Annotated in this window: 14 protein-coding genes and 1 tRNA gene; 13 read left to right on the top strand and 2 right to left on the bottom strand. The window is 50.8% G+C overall.

Annotated elements, in window-relative coordinates; genetic code table 11:
* The first annotated feature begins 121 nt into the window (after nucleotides 1–121).
* From C1H71_RS07935 to C1H71_RS07885, 11 genes are all read left to right on the top strand, one after another.
* The gene (locus tag C1H71_RS07935) at nucleotides 122–1,021 is read left to right on the top strand and encodes an ABC transporter permease (protein ID WP_130106068.1); all 900 of its coding nucleotides are present in this window, start codon (nucleotides 122–124) and stop codon (nucleotides 1,019–1,021) included.
* Nucleotides 1,018–1,812: an ABC transporter ATP-binding protein gene (locus tag C1H71_RS07930; protein ID WP_130106067.1), complete on the top strand. Its 795-nt coding sequence runs from the start codon at nucleotides 1,018–1,020 to the stop codon at nucleotides 1,810–1,812. The genes C1H71_RS07935 and C1H71_RS07930 overlap by 4 nt, the downstream gene beginning before the upstream one ends.
* Nucleotides 1,813–2,331: 519 nt before the next feature.
* The gene (locus C1H71_RS07925; protein ID WP_188053664.1) at nucleotides 2,332–4,380 is read left to right on the top strand and encodes a TonB-dependent receptor domain-containing protein; all 2,049 of its coding nucleotides are present in this window, start codon (nucleotides 2,332–2,334) and stop codon (nucleotides 4,378–4,380) included.
* Between the two features lie 415 nt (nucleotides 4,381–4,795).
* Nucleotides 4,796–5,986, top strand: coding sequence for an isochorismate synthase DhbC (gene dhbC / locus C1H71_RS07920; protein ID WP_130106065.1), 1,191 nt, complete (start codon nucleotides 4,796–4,798; stop codon nucleotides 5,984–5,986).
* Nucleotides 5,986–7,605, top strand: a complete 1,620-nt coding sequence (locus tag C1H71_RS07915; protein ID WP_130106064.1) for a (2,3-dihydroxybenzoyl)adenylate synthase — start codon at nucleotides 5,986–5,988, stop codon at nucleotides 7,603–7,605. Before dhbC ends, C1H71_RS07915 begins: the two co-directional genes overlap by 1 nt.
* A 272-nt stretch (nucleotides 7,606–7,877) precedes the next feature.
* On the top strand, nucleotides 7,878–8,822 hold the full coding sequence (locus C1H71_RS07910; RefSeq protein WP_308418304.1) for an isochorismatase family protein: 945 nt from the start codon (nucleotides 7,878–7,880) through the stop codon (nucleotides 8,820–8,822).
* A gap of 37 nt (nucleotides 8,823–8,859) precedes the next feature.
* Nucleotides 8,860–9,141 carry a DUF2218 domain-containing protein gene (locus C1H71_RS07905; RefSeq protein ID WP_130106063.1) on the top strand — a complete coding sequence of 94 codons (282 nt, stop codon included), beginning with the start codon at nucleotides 8,860–8,862 and terminating at the stop codon, nucleotides 9,139–9,141.
* A 9-nt stretch (nucleotides 9,142–9,150) separates the two neighbouring features.
* Nucleotides 9,151–10,038 carry an alpha/beta hydrolase gene (locus tag C1H71_RS07900; protein ID WP_130106062.1) on the top strand — a complete coding sequence of 296 codons (888 nt, stop codon included), beginning with the start codon at nucleotides 9,151–9,153 and terminating at the stop codon, nucleotides 10,036–10,038.
* A gap of 28 nt (nucleotides 10,039–10,066) precedes the next feature.
* Nucleotides 10,067–13,972: a non-ribosomal peptide synthetase gene (locus tag C1H71_RS07895; RefSeq protein ID WP_130106061.1), complete on the top strand. Its 3,906-nt coding sequence runs from the start codon at nucleotides 10,067–10,069 to the stop codon at nucleotides 13,970–13,972.
* A 5-nt stretch (nucleotides 13,973–13,977) separates the two neighbouring features.
* Entirely contained in the window at nucleotides 13,978–14,763 is a 786-nt protein-coding gene (locus C1H71_RS07890) for a 2,3-dihydro-2,3-dihydroxybenzoate dehydrogenase (protein ID WP_130106060.1), read from the top strand.
* A gap of 6 nt (nucleotides 14,764–14,769) precedes the next feature.
* A complete protein-coding gene (locus tag C1H71_RS07885) occupies nucleotides 14,770–15,426 on the top strand; it encodes a 4'-phosphopantetheinyl transferase family protein (RefSeq protein ID WP_130106059.1) in 657 nt (218 codons plus the stop codon).
* Here C1H71_RS07885 and C1H71_RS07880 read toward each other — a convergent pair.
* Nucleotides 15,414–15,758, bottom strand: a complete 345-nt coding sequence (locus C1H71_RS07880; protein WP_130106058.1) for a DUF1289 domain-containing protein — start codon at nucleotides 15,756–15,758, stop codon at nucleotides 15,414–15,416. The two genes, C1H71_RS07885 and C1H71_RS07880, sit on opposite strands and share 13 nt — an antisense overlap.
* A 208-nt stretch (nucleotides 15,759–15,966) precedes the next feature.
* On the opposite strand from C1H71_RS07880, the gene C1H71_RS07875 reads away from it, so the two are divergent.
* Together C1H71_RS07875 and C1H71_RS07870 are read left to right on the top strand one after the other, a co-directional pair.
* Entirely contained in the window at nucleotides 15,967–16,860 is an 894-nt protein-coding gene (locus C1H71_RS07875) for an IS5 family transposase (RefSeq protein ID WP_130106057.1), read from the top strand.
* Between the two features lie 120 nt (nucleotides 16,861–16,980).
* A tRNA-Gln gene (locus C1H71_RS07870) sits at nucleotides 16,981–17,057 on the top strand.
* Between the two features lie 156 nt (nucleotides 17,058–17,213).
* On the opposite strand, the gene bluB is transcribed toward C1H71_RS07870, so the two are convergent.
* Nucleotides 17,214–17,888 (bottom strand): 5,6-dimethylbenzimidazole synthase, encoded by a 675-nt coding sequence (gene bluB / locus C1H71_RS07865; RefSeq protein ID WP_130106056.1) that lies wholly within the window; start codon nucleotides 17,886–17,888, stop codon nucleotides 17,214–17,216.
* Nucleotides 17,889–17,933 lie beyond the last annotated feature (45 nt).

Below are 17,933 nucleotides of genomic sequence, written 5' to 3'. Positions count from 1 at the left end.
TTCAAGATTTAGCTCGGCTAGTTGGTTTGAGTCATCTCGCTAATCAATAAAAATAATTGTTTTTTTATTTGTCTTTCCGTTTCTGAATATATTTTTCCTTTGTGTTTATTTTGGATTACTTATGACTCCCATTGCCCTGATGGGCGCATTTGAAATTGGCTTGATCTTTGCGCTGGTGGCGCTTGGGGTACTGATTTCTTTTCGCCTTCTGAATTTTCCAGATTTAACTGCCGATGGTAGTTTCCCTTTAGGTGGCGCTGTTGCGGCCACTTTAATTACTGGTGGGCATGATCCTTGGTTTGCCTGTGCAATGGCGGTGCTGGCAGGTGCGGCTTCGGGCTGGTTAACGGCTTGGCTGAATGTGCGGTTGAATATCTTGCAGCTCTTAGCCAGTATCTTGGTGATGATTGGGCTTTATTCTATTAATTTGCGCATTATGGGCGCGCCTAATTTACCTTTGATTGGATCGCCTACGGTGTTTTCACCGTTTATTGGTGAGCAATTTGAGCGAGCTTGGTTGGTGCAGCCAGCGGTATTAGCGGTGATTATTGTGCTGGCTAAGCTGGGAATGGATTTCTTCTTTGCCTCGCAAGCGGGCCTTGCAATGCGGGCGACGGGTGCAAATCCGCGTATGGCTAGGGCGCAAGGGATTGCTACCGATAGAATGATCTTGGTGGGAATGGCGCTCTCAAATGCGCTGATTGCTTTTGCGGGTGCGCTCTATGTGCAAACTCAAGGCGGCGCTGATGTTTCTATGGGGGTGGGCACAATTGTGGTGGGTTTGGCGGCGGTGATTATTGGCGAAACGCTATTGCCATCACGCAAGCTTTGGGTGATTACGCTGGCTACCGTGTTAGGCGCTTTACTTTATCGTTTATTGATTGCCTTGGCGTTAAATGCTGATTTTATTGGTTTAAAGGCCCAAGATTTAAATCTGATTACGGCCGTATTAGTGGGTTTTGCCTTGGTCTTGCCAAAATTAAAAGCCAAACTATTCCGTAAAAAGGGGAAAAAATCATGATGGAAGTTCGTGATTTATATAAAACCTTTAACCCTGGTACGCCTATTGAGAATCTGGTATTGCGGGGATTATCGCTCACCATTGAATCAGGGCAGTTTATTACCGTGATTGGCAGTAATGGCGCGGGAAAATCAACTTTTCTGAATGCGATTTCTGGTGATTTACAAATGGATAGCGGCAGCATTCATATCGATGGTCAGGATGTGACACGTCTTTCTGCTTGGCAGCGAGCAGGCATGGTGGCGCGGGTGTTTCAAGATCCAATGGCAGGTACGTGTGAAGGGCTGAGTATCGAAGAAAACATGGCATTGGCTTGGCAGCGCGGTAAAAAGCGTGGCTTTGGCCGTGCGGTAAAAAACGAGCAGCGGGCTATCTTTCGTGAAAAACTTGCTACCTTAGAGCTGGGTTTAGAAAACCGCCTTGGCGACCGAATGGATTTGCTCTCCGGCGGGCAAAGGCAGGCGGTGAGTCTTTTAATGGCCTCTTTGCAGCCATCGCGTTTGTTGCTGCTAGATGAACACACCGCCGCGCTGGACCCTAAAACAGCAGCTTTTGTTTTGCAGCTAACCGATCGCATCGTTAAAGAAAACAACTTAACCGCGCTGATGGTTACTCATTCCATGCGCCAAGCGTTGGATCATGGCCACCGTACCGTGATGCTGCATCAGGGCCAAGTGGTGCTGGATGTGGCAGGAGATGAGCGCCATACTATGGAGGTGGGTGATTTGCTGGCGATGTTTGAAAAAACACGCGGTGAAAAAATTGATGACGATGCTTTGTTATTAGGTTAATTTTTGAAACGCGGGGTTCACCCATAAACGGTGAACTCCGTCGCTGCTTGGCTTATCTATGAGCCAAAGCGGGTCTATCTAGCGATGATGCTGTTTAGCTAAACCTGCTTGCTTGAGCGACAGATCGCACTGTTCCACACTATTTCCTCCCAAATCCGCTCCTAGCAGCCTGTCGGACTTAAGACTGATCTACTACGGAAAAGCCGGATTTGGCCATATTTCAGGCATTTTCTCGTTGAATAGCCAGCTATTCGCCTCAAAAACCCGCGAAATCTGTCTCAAACCTGTCTTTCCCTCGCTACGATCGCTTAAGTCCGACAGGCTGCTAGCGTTATTTTCTGTGCCTCCCCTTTATTCTTTCTACATAAGATAGTCAGTTTCTAGTGATGTTATCCATATTGCTTACCGATTCTGCTTGTGACATACTTACATCCGTTTCGTGAATAGCACTTATTCTCATTATCATTTTTGTCCGGTAGACTTTTCCCAGACTCACTCGTCCAGAAACTGGAGGCTGTTTTGATTCGCTTTACACCTCGTCCACTCCCCTTATTTTTAAGCTTGCTTACCGTAACTAGCTTGCCTGTTTTTGCACAAGATGAAGTCACGCTGGATTCAGTAGTTGTTACCGCCTCTGGTTTTGAGCAGCAAATTAAAGAAGCGCCAGCCAGTATTTCGGTGATTACTCGCGAGCAGCTTGAAGCCAAGCCTTATATGAATCTTGAAGACGCCGTGCGCCAAGTTGAGGGGGTGAGTATTACGGGGTCAGATCCAAATGATAAGGATATTTCTATCCGAGGCATGACAGGTGAATACACGCTGATTCTGGTGGATGGTAAACGACAAGGCACGCGTGAAACGATGCTCCGCAGCACAGGTGGTGTGCAATCATCGTTGATTCCTCCGCTGGCAGCGATTGAGCGCGTTGAAGTGATTCGTGGCCCGATGTCTTCCTTATATGGCTCAGATGCAATGGGTGGCGTGATCAATATCATTACGCGCAAAGTGGGTAAGCAGTGGCAGGGTTCGGTCAGCGTGGGTGGCACTTTACAAGGTGATTCGGCTTACGGTAATACCGCTCAAGGTGATTTTTGGTTAAGTGGCCCTTTGAAAGAAGGGGTGGTTGGCTTGCAAGTGTTTGGTAATTACAGTGACCGTGCTGAAGATGAAATTTTTTATCCAAGCAATGGTACTGAAGGCGCATATGGCGAACGTAATCGCAATCTGGGTGCAAAGCTAACGATTGTGCCTAATGAGCAGCAAGATGTGATGCTGGAAGTCGGCCGTAATGATTTAACCAATAAAAGCACCGCAGGCAAAACCAATGCGAATGAAGTGAAGGAAACCACGTATAGCCGGGATAGCTGGGGCATTACCCATAATGGCCGCTGGGGCTTTGGGATAAGCAAGCTGGCCTTGTATCAAGAAGTTGGCAAGCTGGAATCATGGAAAGACGGCAAGAAAAAAGCCAGCGAGCCAAAAATCGTCAATACGGTACTCGATGCCCTAATTACGCTGCCGTTTGATCAGCATGTACTTAAAACGGGCGCGCAGATTAATCATGGCCGTTTGTCTTCTCTCGCCAATGAATCGCCGGTTGCTGGGCATGGTGTAAGCCCTGATGAAGCAAGCGCCAGGACATGGGCTCTGTTTTTAGAAGATGAATATGCATTAACCAGCAAATTGTCATTAACTGGCGGTATTCGCATGGATGATGCGGATCGTTATGGCTCGCATTGGAGCCCGCGTTTATATGCCGTGTATCAAATTAATGATGTGTGGACGGTTCGTGGTGGGGTGGCGAGTGCCTTTAAAGCGCCTGCATTACGCCAGACTACGCCTGGCTACTGCATGACGACCGGTGGTGGTACTTCGCTCAAAGGCTCTTTGTGCGGCAATCCAGATTTGAAGCCTGAAGAAAGCGTAACCGAAGAAATAGGCGTGCGTTATGACGGCCCTAAGGGCGAGTCATTCTCTATGACAGTCTTTAATAATGATTTCAAAAATAAAGTAGTGAGTTTTGATACGGGCCAAAAAGACCCAAGCAATCCTAAACTCAATACTTATATTTACGACAATCTTGACCAAGTCGTGATGCGTGGCGTTGAGCTAGCGGCTAGCTGGCCTTTGAGCCGCGAGCTTAGCTTGTCGGGTAATTACACCTATACCCAATCACGCCGTGAAGGGGGAACCGAGCGCTCGTTTAGTGGCGGCTCTTTAGATGGCACCCCACTGGGTAAAACGCCTGAGCACTTAGCTAATGCACAATTGAACTGGAAGCCATTAGAAAAGCTATCGGCTTATACCCATGCTACTTACACCGGTAAAGAAACTTGGGCGGCTTTGCGCAATGGCGCAGTTGGCCCGCGTGAGCGCCCTAGTACACTCACATTTGATGTGGGTGGCCGTTATGAAATCAACAAAACCTTCGCGCTAAGCTTGGCCGTGATGAACTTGACTGACAAGATTGTCCCTGTGGATACCCGTGCCCGTCTTGAAGGCTTAGATGGTAACTGGATGGTGGATGAAGGCCGTCGTTACTGGATGAAGCTAGAAGCAAACTTCTAAGCAAGGGATAAGCAGCCCTTGCATATGCAGGGCTGCTTGTTTTGTAAGTTGGGGTTTCGCACTTCAAGCGCATGCACTTACGTATGGCGGGTGAACCGCCATAGGCGCTAAGCAATCAAATTGGCGATACAAAGTAGCCAGTTAAATCTTAAACCTTAGAGGGCACCGTGTTTCACAGAAGAAACGCGGCCTTATTTTGCGTAGTTCGCTGTGCGCTTTGTACGCTCATTTGTGGCTCCTTAATATTTGGATTAGCACGATCCAGATAGTTTCTTGGCACAAAGTCCAACTAGCAGCTAAGGTGTTCTTTGTTGATCTTTAATGTTAATAGTTCTCATTATCTTGCTTGAGGTGATTGGCAGTGTGTAATTGGAAGGTTGGCTGTTTGTTTACTCTTTAAAAGAGATGCTCTGTTATGAATGATATTTTTCGCGGTGAATTACGTACACAGGCTCAGTATTTACTTTCGGGATACCAAACCGATGCGCCTATTTTCTTTGCCAGTGCGCGGCATACAATGCTGGCTCAAGGGCATTACTCAAGCGTTGCTCCAGCTCAAAGCCTAGAGGCGCTAAATCACGCTGTGCTTGCTGCAATTAAGCAAGCCAAGGCAACGGGACATCCAGATCCTATGGTGGTGGGGGCGATTCCCTTTGATGGGCAAAACCCTGCTTGCCTCAGTATTCCGCGTAGCGTATTACGCGCTGGACCTTTGCCTAAAAGCCTAGCTCAGCTTAATCCACAAGCCGTGCCATGCACGATTAAATCGCTGCCAGAGCCGCAAACCTACGCTGATGGCGTTGCGAAGGCTGTTGAGCATTTAAAAAATAAAGATTTAGATAAAGTGGTGCTGGCGCGTGCGCTGGATTTAACCGCCGCTCAAGCCATTGATATTCCCAAATTATTACTAACCTTGGCGCAACGTAATGCCCATGGTTACACCTTTGCGGTGAATCTTTCCGCCAGCCCCGAGCCGCGTATTTTAATTGGCGCAAGCCCAGAGCTGCTGCTGCGTAAGCAGGGCAAGTTGGTGTTTTCTAATCCACTGGCAGGCTCTGCAGCCCGTAGCAGCGATCCAGTGGAAGACCGCCAGCGTGGCGAAGCCTTGCTGCAGTCCGCCAAAGATTTGCATGAGCATAAAGTGGTGGTAGAGGCGGTTGCCGCTGGGCTAAGGCCTTTCTGCAGTACGTTAAATGTTCCGGCGCGCCCAGTGCTGCTGCATACCGAAACCATGTGGCACTTATCCACAGAGATCAGTGGCGAGCTAATTGATGAAGCAACAACATCGCTGACGCTGGCTGCAGCCCTGCACCCAACGCCTGCCGTGTGTGGTTATCCCAACGTGGCTGCCCGCGAGCTAATCGCGCAAATCGAGCCCTTTGATCGTGGCTTTTACACCGGCATGGTGGGCTGGTGCGATGCCAAAGGCGATGGCGAGTGGATTATCACCATTCGCTGCGCCGAGATTGCCGGTAATACCCTACGTCTTTTTGCCGGTGCGGGGATTGTGGCGGCGTCTTTGCCAGCCAGCGAGCTGGCGGAAACCTCGGCAAAATTTCGTACCATGCTCAATGGCATGGGCTTAGTGCATGCGGGGGAGGTGTAATGAGTTCATTTCTAGCGCATTGCACCCCGTGGCCAGCGGCACTGGCGGCAGATTACCGCAGCAAGGGGCATTGGCAGGGGCAAACCTTAAGTGATTTGCTGGCGCTTAGGGTAGAGCAGGATGGCGATCATCTGGCGATTGTGAGCGACGCAACACGCTGGACTTACCGCCAGCTGGCGCAAGAAGTTGATCGGCTGGCTCAGGCTTTCACTGCATTGGGTATTACTAAAGATGATCGCGTTGTGGTGCAACTGCCTAACTGCGCCGAGTTTTTTTCCGTGATCTTTGCCTTGTTTAGACTAGGGGCTTTGCCGGTGTTTGCTCTGCCTGCACACCGTAAGTTAGAAATTAGCTACTTCTGCCAGCATACCGAAGCGGTGGCTTATATTATTGCCGATCAGCACGGCGGTTTTGATTACCGCCCGCTTGCCAGCGAGGTTAAAGCCGTCTCGCCTAGCCTGCAGCACGTGTTGGTACTGGGTGATGCGGGGCCGTTTGCTGCTTTGCAAACTTTAAATAGCCAAGCCCCTTTACCTGCGCCGCCGCTCGCCAGCGATGTGGCGTTTTTTCAGCTATCTGGTGGCAGCACTGGCACACCCAAGCTGATTCCGCGTACTCACGACGATTATATTTACAGCATGCGGGGTAGTGCAGAAATCTGCCAGCTTAGCTCGGAGAGCGTTTACCTTTGCGTATTGCCAGCTGGGCATAATTTTGCGCTGTGCTCCCCTGGCTCACTTGGCATTTTTTATGTGGGTGGCACGGTGGTGATGAGCAGTAGTGCCAGCCCTGATCAAGTGTTTCATTTGATTAGCCGTGAGCGCGTCACCATCACCGCCTTGGTTCCACCGCTAGTGCCCGTATGGCTGGATGCCGCCTCTAGTTTGCAGCCTGATTTATCCAGCCTGCAGTTGGTGCAGGTGGGTGGTGCCCGCTTTAATAGTGGGATGGCTGCACGGCTGGTGCGTGAGCTGGGCTGCACTTTGCAGCAGGTATTTGGTATGGCCGAAGGGCTGGTGAATTACACACGGCTAAATGATGCTGAATCGCTTATTTTACACACCCAGGGCAGGCCGATTTCGCTAGATGACGAGGTGCGGGTGGTGGACGATGAAGACCAGCTGCTGCCCGTGGGTGAAATAGGGCATTTAATCACGCGTGGCCCTTCCACCATTCACGGCTATTACAAAGCGGCCGAACACAATGCACGTGCCTTTACCGTTGATGGTTTTTACCGCACTGGTGATTTAGTCAGGCAAACGGCAGAAGGCTATTTGGTGGTAGAAGGGCGGGCCAAAGACCAAATCAACCGTGGCGGCGAGAAAATCTCTGCAGAAGAAGTAGAGCATCAGCTGTTAGCGCACAAAGGCGTGCAAGACGTGGCGATTGTCGCGATGCCTGACGCTTATCTAGGTGAGAAAAGCTGCGCTTTTATTATCCGCCGTGACAACACTCTACGTGCCGTTGACCTTACTGCCTATCTGCGCCAACTAGGCCTTGCCGCCTACAAAATCCCCGACCGCATTGAATTTATCGAAGCCTTCCCAAAAACCGGCGTAGGTAAAGTCAGCAAGAAGATCTTGCGACAAATGATAGAGCAGCGGCTAGCAAGTGTTTGATGCAATGACTTAGGGTGGGCTAGCAGCCTGTCGGACTTAAGACTGATCTACTACGGAAAAGTCGGATTTGGCCATATTTCACGCATTTTCTCGTTGAATAGCCAGCTATTCGCCTCAAAAACCCGCGAAATCTGTCTCAAACCCGTCTTTCCCTCGCTACGATCGCTTAAGTCCGACAGGCTGCTAGGCCGCGCTCAGTGCTTATTTAGAAGCGATCGTGTTCGGCCTAACCCACCCTAAGATTTGTCTTGGCCGTTCAGAAATTAAAGACTTTGCGGTGGCTCCCGCAGCAAAACACCCGTGCCAAAGGCATTTACAAACTAAAACATCTATTAGAAAAAGAAGACAAGCGAATGGCTATTCCAAAAATCAGCTCCTATGCAATGCCAGAACAGTTTCCTGCCAACCGTGTGAGCTGGCAGCCCGATGCCAAGCGCGCGGTGCTGCTGATTCACGATATGCAGGACTATTTCCTAGATTTTTATGATGGCACCGCCGCGCCTATCCCTGAGTTGATCGCCAATACTCGGCGGATTTTAGATTTGGCGGCCAAGCTGGGAATCCCCGTGGTTTACACCGCCCAAACCCCAGAGCAAACATTAGAAGAGCGTGGCTTATTGCAGGATATGTGGGGCCCAGGTTTGGTGGCGCGCCCAGATCGAAAAGACATTGTGGCGGCGCTAGCGCCCAAGCCACAAGACACCGTGCTGGCAAAATGGCGTTATAGCGCGTTTCAGCGTTCAAATTTGTTAGAAATTATGCGTGGGCAAGGGCGAGATCAGCTGATTATTTGCGGCGTTTACGCCCATATTGGCTGCATGATGAGCGCTTGCGATGCCTTTATGAGTGATATTCAAGCATTTTTTGTGGGCGATGCACTGGCAGATTTCTCAGAAAAAGAACACCAAATGGCGCTGGATTACGTGGCGCAGCGCTGCGGCTTTACCACCTCTACCGCGGATCTGATCTCCGGCTTGCAGGGGGCTGAGCTGCCCGCTTCGATCGATGAATTAAGGCAAATCATTGCCAGCAGCTTGCAAATGCCTGCTTCTGATCTGCGTGATGATGACAGCTTGCTGGATTGGGGCTTGGATTCAATTCGGATTATGAGCTTGCTAGAAACGTGGCGCAGAGCAGGCGTAACGCTTAATTTTATGATGCTGGCTGAGCAGCCAACACTGGCTGCGTGGTGGCGTTTATTGAGCCAAGCTGCTTAATACTATCGCCGCACATGTTTAAACCCTAGGAAATACAATGCTAAATAGCCGTAGCCAATTAACGGTCCCCTTGGCCGATAAAGTCTTGTACAAACTATGTAAGCATTATGCGCTCAAGATCCCCGTAGAGTTTGATAGCGAACGTGCTTATATCCCTTTTGCGATGGGTGAGTGCCATATTCGCCGCGAGCAAGATACTTTGTTTGTGCATTGTCTCGCCGATACTGCTGAGAAGCTGGCAAAGATTGAATTGGTGATGGATGAGCATCTTGGCTTGATGGTGCGTAATCCAGAGCTTGCGCTCGATTGGCAGACGTAGGACGCATCGATGCCATTGTTTACAGATCAAGCATTCCCGCCAGATTGGCAAAGTGCACCGCTATCTAGAAGCCTGAGTTTTGAAATTAATTCGGCCTATACCGGCCAGCGTTATCGCATTTTGCTGGGCTTACCGCACCAAGCGCCAGATTCAGCGGGCTACCCCGTGCTGTGGGCCTTAGATGGCCAAGCTAGTTTGCCCATTATGGAGTTCGCTCGCCCCAAACCCGTGACTGCAAAGGAAAGCCCACAATGGCGCGCGCGGGTGGGTGAGCAAGCCGCTTTATTGATTGTGGCGATTGCTTATGCAAGCGGTGAGCCGATTGATGTGCATGCTAGAGCGCAGGATTACACGCCGCAGATTGCTGGCGCGGGTGATGCTTTTTCACCAAGGCACGGCGGTGCGGCCGCGTTTTTGAGTTTTCTCACGCAGGAATTACGGCCTTTAGTGGCGCAGCACTTTACAATGGATGCGCGCCGCCATACCTTGTTTGGATTTTCTTATGGCGGCTTGTTTACCCTGCATACCTTAAGCACCGCGCCCCAGCATTTTCAGCGCTATTGGGCGGCCAGCCCCTCGCTGTGGTTTGGCGATCACCATACTTTAAGCCAGTTGCCGCTTAGGCTAGATCAGCTGAAAAGCCAATTTAGCCAAGCCGATTGGCAAGTGATGATTACGGTGGGGGCGCAGGAGCAAGATCCTCCTTTTGATGCTGCCGCAGCGCTGCAGCAAAAATTAGCTGAGCGGCGCATGGTGGATAGTGCGGAGCGCTTTGCTCAAACCTTAAACGAAGCAGGTATTGCTACAGAGTACCAATGCCTGCCAGCGCATGATCACTACGATATGTTGATGCACGGCGCACGGCGAGTCGTGGACTTTGCCAGTCGCGCGTGCTGAGCTGCACGCTTTTCTATCAGGACCTCCCATGAATCAAATCTCCCCCCGTTTGCCGCTTAGTGCTGCCCAGTATGGAATATGGATGGGGCAGCAAATGGTGCCAGATAGCCCCGCTTACCTAACGGCCGAAGCCATAGAACTAAATGGTGAGCTAGATGTTAGCGCCTTTAGCCAGAGCGTAATTGAGGTGTTAAACAACGCTAAATCGCTGCATATGCGGTTTCAATTAGAGGGCGAGCAGCTCTGGCAGCTGCCACAAATGCCGAGTGAGGCACCGCTGCAGGTTTATGATTTACGCGATCAGCCCAATCCACAGGCTGCAGCGCAGCAATGGATGCAGCGCTCCTTAGCCACGCTCTGCAATCCAACGTGTGATCCGCTTTATCAAACAGCCTTATTGCAAACAGCAGATCAGCAGCATCTATGGTATTTGCAAGTGCATCATATTGCCTTGGATGGCTTTGGCTATAGCCTATTGGTTCAGGCCGTGGCCGCACGTTATAGCGCTCGTATACAAAACCAGCCATTGCCCGCGCTGGCGGATTGGTCGCTAGATAAAATTATCTTGGCAGAGCAAAACTATCAAAAAGCCGATAAGTTTCAAACCAGCAAGCAGTTTTGGCTGCAGCATTTAGCCCATGCGCCCAGCGCCTCTACGCTGGCTGCCGCTCAAGAGTTTTCTGATGAAGTGATTCGCCACAGCCAACTCCTAAGCCCTGCTCAGATTGGCGTGTTTGAGCTGGCGGCAGGCCAGTGTGGGCAAGATTGGGGAAGCTGGATGCTGGCGGCGATTGGCTGCTGGTTAGCTAAGCAATCTGGACAGCGGCAGCTCACTTTTGGCTTACCAGTGATGAATCGCTTAGGTACGCCAGCTTTGGGCGTGCCGTGCATGGCGATGAATATTGTGCCGTTTAGCATTTCTATCGATCCAGACCAAGATATGCAAACGCTGAGTAAGCAAGTTGCCGATAGCATGCGGGCCATTCGTCCGCATTTAGCTTATCGCTATGGCTGGATTCGCCAAGATTTAGGGCTGATGGATGTGCAAAAGCATCTATTTAACCAGGCTGTAAATCTGATGCCTTTCGATCGGCACGCGCCATTTGCTGGCTTAACTAGCCTGATTCATCCTATTAGCGCGGGGCCGGTTAAAGATTTAAATATCAGCGTTTCGGTGCTCAATGCTCAATGGCGGCTGAGCTTGGAGGCGAACCCGAATGCCTATCCAGCGGCCAAGCTGGCCCAATTGCATGAAGATTTACAGCAGTGGCTATTTAGCCTAGCGGCGCATCCGGCACAAAGTGGCATGGCCTCCTTGCTGCAAGATTTGCCACCTTTATCGGTGCTGCATGGCCCCGTTTTGGAACAAGCGGCTAGCCCAGTGATGCAACGCATCATGGATCAAGCGATCAGTAGGCCACAGGCGATTGCGCTAGAGCATGAAGGCGTGCAGATCAGCTATCAGCAATTGCTGGCCAAAGTGCAAACGCTGGCGGCGCGCTTGCAGCTAGAGGGTTTGCAAGCAGAAGAGCGAGTGGTGATTTTGCTGCCGCGCAGCCCGCAAGCCATTATTGCGATTCTGGCGACCTTATGGGCTGGGGCTTGCTATGTGCCGCTCGATCCACAAGGGCCAAGCAGCCGTTTGACGATGGTGCTGGATGATGCCAAACCACGGCTTATCCTAAGCTTGCAGTGCTGGGCAGATAAGGTAGGCAAGCACGCCGTCTTGTATTTGGATTTGCCTAGCGATTCTCCAGTAAACCTGCCGCCGCCTTGCCTAATGCAGGCAGAGCAGCCGGCTTATTTGCTCTATACCTCGGGCTCGACCGGCAAGCCGAATGGCGTATTGCTTGGGCATGGTGCATTGGCGCATTTTGTGGCCAGCGCTGGCCAGCTTTATCAAATCAGCGCCAACGAGCGCATCTTGCAATTTGCCCCTCTGCATTTTGATGCAAGTATTGAAGAGATTTTCCTCGCCCTTTGCTACGGCGCAACTTTAGTGCTGCGTAATGAGGCCATGCTGGATTCCATGGCCACTTTTGTGAGCAATATTGAGCAGCTGCAAATCAGCGTACTCGATTTACCGACTGCTTTTTGGCATGAATTAGCCCATGCCCTGACCGCGCCAATGGCGGCTCAGCTAGCGGGGCTAAGGCTAACCATTATTGGTGGTGAAGCTGCGCAGCCGGAGCGGGCAGGCCGTTGGCAAGCCTTGCTCACCGAGAGTGTTTTGCTCAATAGTTATGGCCCTACTGAGGCCTCGATTATCGCAACCAGTGCCGTGCTGAGTGGCCAGGCTGCGGTATGGGATGGGAGCGATCGTCTGCCTATTGGCTTGCCGCGTGCAGGGGTGACAGTGGTAATCGTGGATGAGTCTTTATACCCTGTGGCAGCAGGCCAGCCTGGCGAGTTATTAATTTGTGGCGATGCCTTGGCGCTGGGTTATAGCAATCAGCAAGCGTTGAGTGCGAGTCGCTTTATTCAATTAAATAGCTTGCTGGGCCAGCTGCGTGCTTACCGTACGGGGGATAGGGCTTGCTTACAAAATGGCCAACTCTATTTCTTGGGGCGGCTCGATCATGAGTTAAAAATAAGCGGCTTGCGTATTGATCCGGCTGACATTGAAAACGCCATCCTTAGCCACCCAGCAATACGCGAAGTGGCGGTGGTGGGGGTAGAGCGTGGTGGTTTAGCTGCATATCTTGTTGCAACGGTTACGCATGATGGCTTGCAGGCAGAGCTACACAGCCAATTGGTGGATATTTTGCCTATGGCCGCCATCCCAGATCATTGGTTTTTTGTGGATCACTTACCGCGTAATGTAAATGGCAAAATCGATCGCAAGCAACTCGCCTGCCTGCTTAGCGAGCGCGCCGCGCCGCTGATGCCTGAGGCTAGCTTGCTGGAACAAAAAATCATGCAAGTGTGGTATCAGGTGCTAGGGGTAATGCCTGCCAATATCCATAGCAATTTTTTTGAGTTGGGTGGTAAATCGCTGCAAGCGATTCAGGTAGCAGGCCAGCTGGGGCGTGAGTTACAGCGCGATATCACCGTCTCTGCCTTGTTTAACCATAATACCGTGCACGCCTTGGCCAAAGCCTTGAACGCGCCTGCGGCACATCGCCCTCCGGCTGCGGCGGAGGATCACGCTTTTTCCCCTTTGCTGACGATTCAGCGCGGCAGCCTACCTGCGCTGTTTTGCCTACATCCAGCCGAAGGGTTGTCTTGGTGCTATCTGGGATTAGCGCGCTATTTGCCGGATAGCGCTATTTACGGCTTGCAAGCCACCGGCATTGAAACCAGTCTGCCCAGCAGCTTTGATGCCATGGTGAGTGAATACGTGCAGCGGGTTCGCCAACAACAAGCCACCGGCCCTTATCGTCTTTTGGGATGGTCTTTAGGTGGTGGATTGGCACAAGCCATGGCGGTGCAATTACAAGCAGCAGGTGAGCAAGTAGAGCTATTGGCCCTGATGGATAGTTACCCTGTTGCCGCTTGGCAGCAGCGGCCTTTACCCACCATGCACGATGCTTTAGTCACGGTGCTGAGTGTGAATGGTGAAGTGGATGCCGATAGCCAAGGCTTATCGCTGAGCCAAGAGGCTATTTATCAACGTTTGCTCCGCCCTGGCAGCCCCCTCGCTACTTTAGGGCGCAGCGCATTAGAGCGTTTGGCAGAGTCTGCTTTGCATGGCATGCAGCTATTTCGCCGCAGCCAAACATCCAGCTATCGCGGTGATTTGCTGCTGTTTCATGCTGGGCAAAATCCAGACGATGCCCCGCAGCCAGCCTCTTGGCATCCCTATGTGCAGGGCCAGTTTGATTGTGTAGATATCGATTGCAATCACTTTGGCATGAGTGATCCTGCACCCATTGCTGTTATCGGCAGGGAGTTAGCCAAGCGGCTGCAATCTTCCATAAGCAACAAGGAATAAGCTTTATGCAAAATCAGGAATTTCGCGGCAAGGTTGCCATCGTTACTGGGGCAGCACAGGGTATTGGGGCTGCGATTGTTAAAAGCTTAAGCGAGCAAGGGGCGGTGGTGGCCGCGTTGGATATTCAGCAAGCAAAGCTAGCCGCTTTAGCGCTGGAATACCAAGCTGCCGGTCTACAGGTTCAGCCATACGCTGTGGATATGCGTAGTAGCAGCCAACTTGCGGCGGTGGTGGAGCAGATTGAGGCGGAGCTGGGGCCGATTGATTATCTGGTGAACGCCGCAGGTGTTTTGCGTATGGGCAGTATTTGCGATTTAAGCGATGAAGATTGGGAAAGCACCTTTGCCATCAATACGCATGGGCCGTTTTATTTAGCCAGAGCCGTGGCCAAAAGGATGATCCCACGCAAGCGTGGCGCGATCGTCACGGTGGGCTCTAATGCCGCTGAAGTGCCGCGTTTGCAAATGGCTGCCTACGCTGCTTCTAAAGCCGCGCTAAATCACTTTAGTAAGTGCTTAGCTCTGGAGCTGGCAGAATATGGCATACGCTGCAATATTGTGTCGCCAGGCTCCACCGATACGGCGATGCAGCGCCAGCTTTGGCAAGATGATAGCGATAAGCAAAAAGTAATTGCAGGCTCTTTAGCAGGCTATCGCACGGGGATTCCGCTAGGCCGAATTGCCGATGTTGATGATATTGTAGCGCCGGTATTGTTTTTGCTATCAGCTGCTGCCCGCCAAATCACGATGCATAATTTATGCGTAGACGGTGGCGCTACACTCGGAGTTTAAAAGCGCATGTTAAAAGTTTGGCGAGTGCAGCTGGATGATCCGGCTCATCTTCACCCCAGCCGTTTGGCTTGGCTAGATCAAGAAGAAACCAATCGCTGGCAGCGTTTGCGTAAAGATGCACATCGTTATGCTGCAGCACATACGGCTTTACGCGGCATCTTAGCCAGCGAGCTGGCGTGCTCGCCAAGCGATATCCAATATCAGCAAAATCCTTGGGGCAAGCCTTGGCTGCGGCAAGGCCCGCAGTTTTCTCTCAGCCACAGTCAAGGCTATGCACTGATTGCATTGCAGCCCAATGTGCCGCTAGGCGTGGATATTGAGTTAAATAGTAAAGACTGCGATGTGAGCTGGTTTAGCCAATGCTGGAGCCCAGCTGAGCTAAAGCGGATGCAGCAGCCTTTAAGCCCTGAGCAAGCGCTTAGGCTGTGGGTGCGTAAAGAGGCGGTGCTGAAGGCTTTGGGCCGTGGATTAAGCTTGCCGATGTCGCAAGTGGTGCTGCCGCTAGGGCAGGCGCAGCGGATGCGGGCGATAACGGCTTGTGAAGGGCAAAGTGCACTATGGCATTTATATGATTTAGATGCAGGCCAAGGTAAATTGGCCGCCGTCGCCAGCCGCTGTCGCTATTGTTCTGATGAGCTGCAGGTGCTGGATTATTTGCTCTGAGCGAGCTCACGCTCTGCAATCACCGCAGTAAGGCAGCTTGGGCAATAACAATCGCCCGTGGCAGTGGTGATGGATAAAACCGGAGGGAAATCCATGCACCAACAGCCTTGCTTGCCGCCGCTGCCACAGCTAAATTCTGTGCGGCAGTTTTGGCATTGCTTACGTTTTTCAAGCATGGGTAAGGCAAGCAGCCGTTGCCAGATTTGTTTTTTCTCGGCTTCGCTGGCCTTAGGCCAGAGGCGAATTTCATCCAAGCTGCGGCGGCAGCCAATACAGTTTTGTTCGGCATCTAATTTACATTGGCTAATACAGGGCGAAGGCAGCGGCGTCATGATCGTCAAGCAGGCAAAAGGTGATTTTACCCCAAGTATCGATCTACGCTGGGTTTTGCAAGGACCACGTCTTTTAATTGAATTTCGATTTGCTCTGGAATATCAATTAAATGCCTTAAGGAACCTCTGCTTTAATCCAGCGCCTATAATAACCACAGCTTAAAACGAAGGATCGTGATGAAAAAATCTGGTCAGATGAGTTTTTCAGATGCAGAGCTTAAAGAAAAAACAAACCCGCCGTGAGCGATTTTTAAATCACTTAGATCAACTTCTTCCTTGGAATGAATTGCTCGAATTAACTCATCCCCACTACCAAAAAATGAATGGCAAAGGTCGCCAATCCATTAGCCTTGCTGTTATGTTGAAAATTCATATTGCGCAAATTGTTTATAATTATTCCGACCCTGGAATGGGAGATGCGCTTTATGAAGTCGATTCGCTGCGCCATTTTGCAGGAATTGGACTGGATGAAGTTCCAGATGAAACCACCATTTTGCGATTTAGCCATCTACTAGAAAAGCACGAATTGGCTGCCGCTTTATTTGTAAAAATCAATGAAACCTTATCGGCAAGAGGGTTGTTTTTAAAGACGGGGACCATTGTTGATGCCAGTTTAATTACTGCGCCTACACCTACAAAAAACAAGCTCAGTGCGCGCGATCCTGATATGCACTCCAGTAAAAAAGGCAATATGTGGCACTTTGGTGGCAAAGTTCATATTGGCGTTGATAGTGAAACTGGGCTCACCCATTCTATTGTATTTACGTCTGGAAATGTGTCGGATATCAATGAAGTGGTTCATTTATTGCAAGGCGAAGAAACCTGTTTACAGGGTGATGCAGGCTATCTTGGTATTGATAAACGAGAAGAAATTCAAGCAACACAACTAAAACAGTTTGCCATTGCTAAACGGCCCGGACAATTAAAAAAAATAAAACACACACCAGGCATCACTGCGCGTCCATTGATTGATTTACTGCTTAATGTTGAGCATGAATTAGCGAGCCGCCGTGCGAAAGTTGAACATGTATTTCGCGATTTAAAGATTCGCTTTGGCTATGCCAAAGTACGTTATTGTGCATTTAGGGCTAAAAATGACTGAATATGATGAGTTAGCACAGGCTAAAATGCGTAAGCAGCAAGGTTTTTCTACTTCGTGCTTACAAATTGTGGTTTACCCCTTCCCAAATAGAAATCCTTCATGTACTATGCCGCTCTCTTTAGGGGAGTCGCCAAGTTGGTTAAGGCATCGGATTTTGATTCCGACATGCGAAGGTTCGAATCCTTCTTCCCCTGCCAAGAGCATAAAAATAGCCGCTGAAAAGCGGCTTTTTTTATGCCTAAATATGAGTTACTTTGAGGTTTGAAGCGTCATCCCCGAGTGTACTTGTCGGGGATCCAGCCGTACTGCTGGCTTCTTGCTGTTCTGTAATGTGGAACATCTTCAAACAAAGCCTAATAGCTAATCGGCGTGCTGTGATCCCCTTCCGGCCAGCTATTTTCAAAGAAGATTTGCTCCTGCTCCAAGCGGCTGCCCCAGCCTAAGCGCTCTAGCGTGGGTTTTTCGGGGAAGGTTTCGACTTGCCCTAGGCAAAGAATGGCAATCGGCTTTGCGCCCTCTGGCATCTTTAATAACTTGGCGAGATCGCTAGGCTCAAAGATCGATACCCAGCCCATCCCTATGCCTTCGGCACGCGCCAGTAGCCACATATTCTGAATGGCGCAGGATGCTGAGGCTAAATCCATTTCGGGCAGGGTGCGGCGGCCAAAGATATGTTTCTCACGCCCATCCATTAACGCCACCACCAATACCTCGGCGCATTCTGCCAAGCCATCTACTTTGAGCTTCATAAATTCTTGCTGGCGGCTAGGCAGCGCCGCCGAGGTACGCTCACGCTCGGCATCGACCAAGGCGTGTACCTGCCCACGCAATGCGTCGTCGGTGATATGCAGAAAGCGCCATGGCTGCATAAAGCCCACCGAAGGAGCCATTTGTGCCGCTTCAATTAAGCGCGGCATCAGCCCTTCTGGCAGCGGCCCAGTTTTAAACTGACGAATATCCCGCCGCTGGCTCATTAGCCGAGTCAGACTTTCGATTTCGCTATCTAAAAAACGATGTGAGTTGAGCATGGGGAGTCCGAGGCTGGTGAGGGGGGGTGTTGGCACGTGACTAAG

Source organism: Iodobacter fluviatilis (genome assembly GCF_004194535.1).
GTDB classification, from domain to species: Bacteria; Pseudomonadota; Gammaproteobacteria; order Burkholderiales; family Chitinibacteraceae; genus Iodobacter; species Iodobacter fluviatilis_A.
This window is presented reverse-complemented; position numbering and strand designations above follow the sequence as displayed.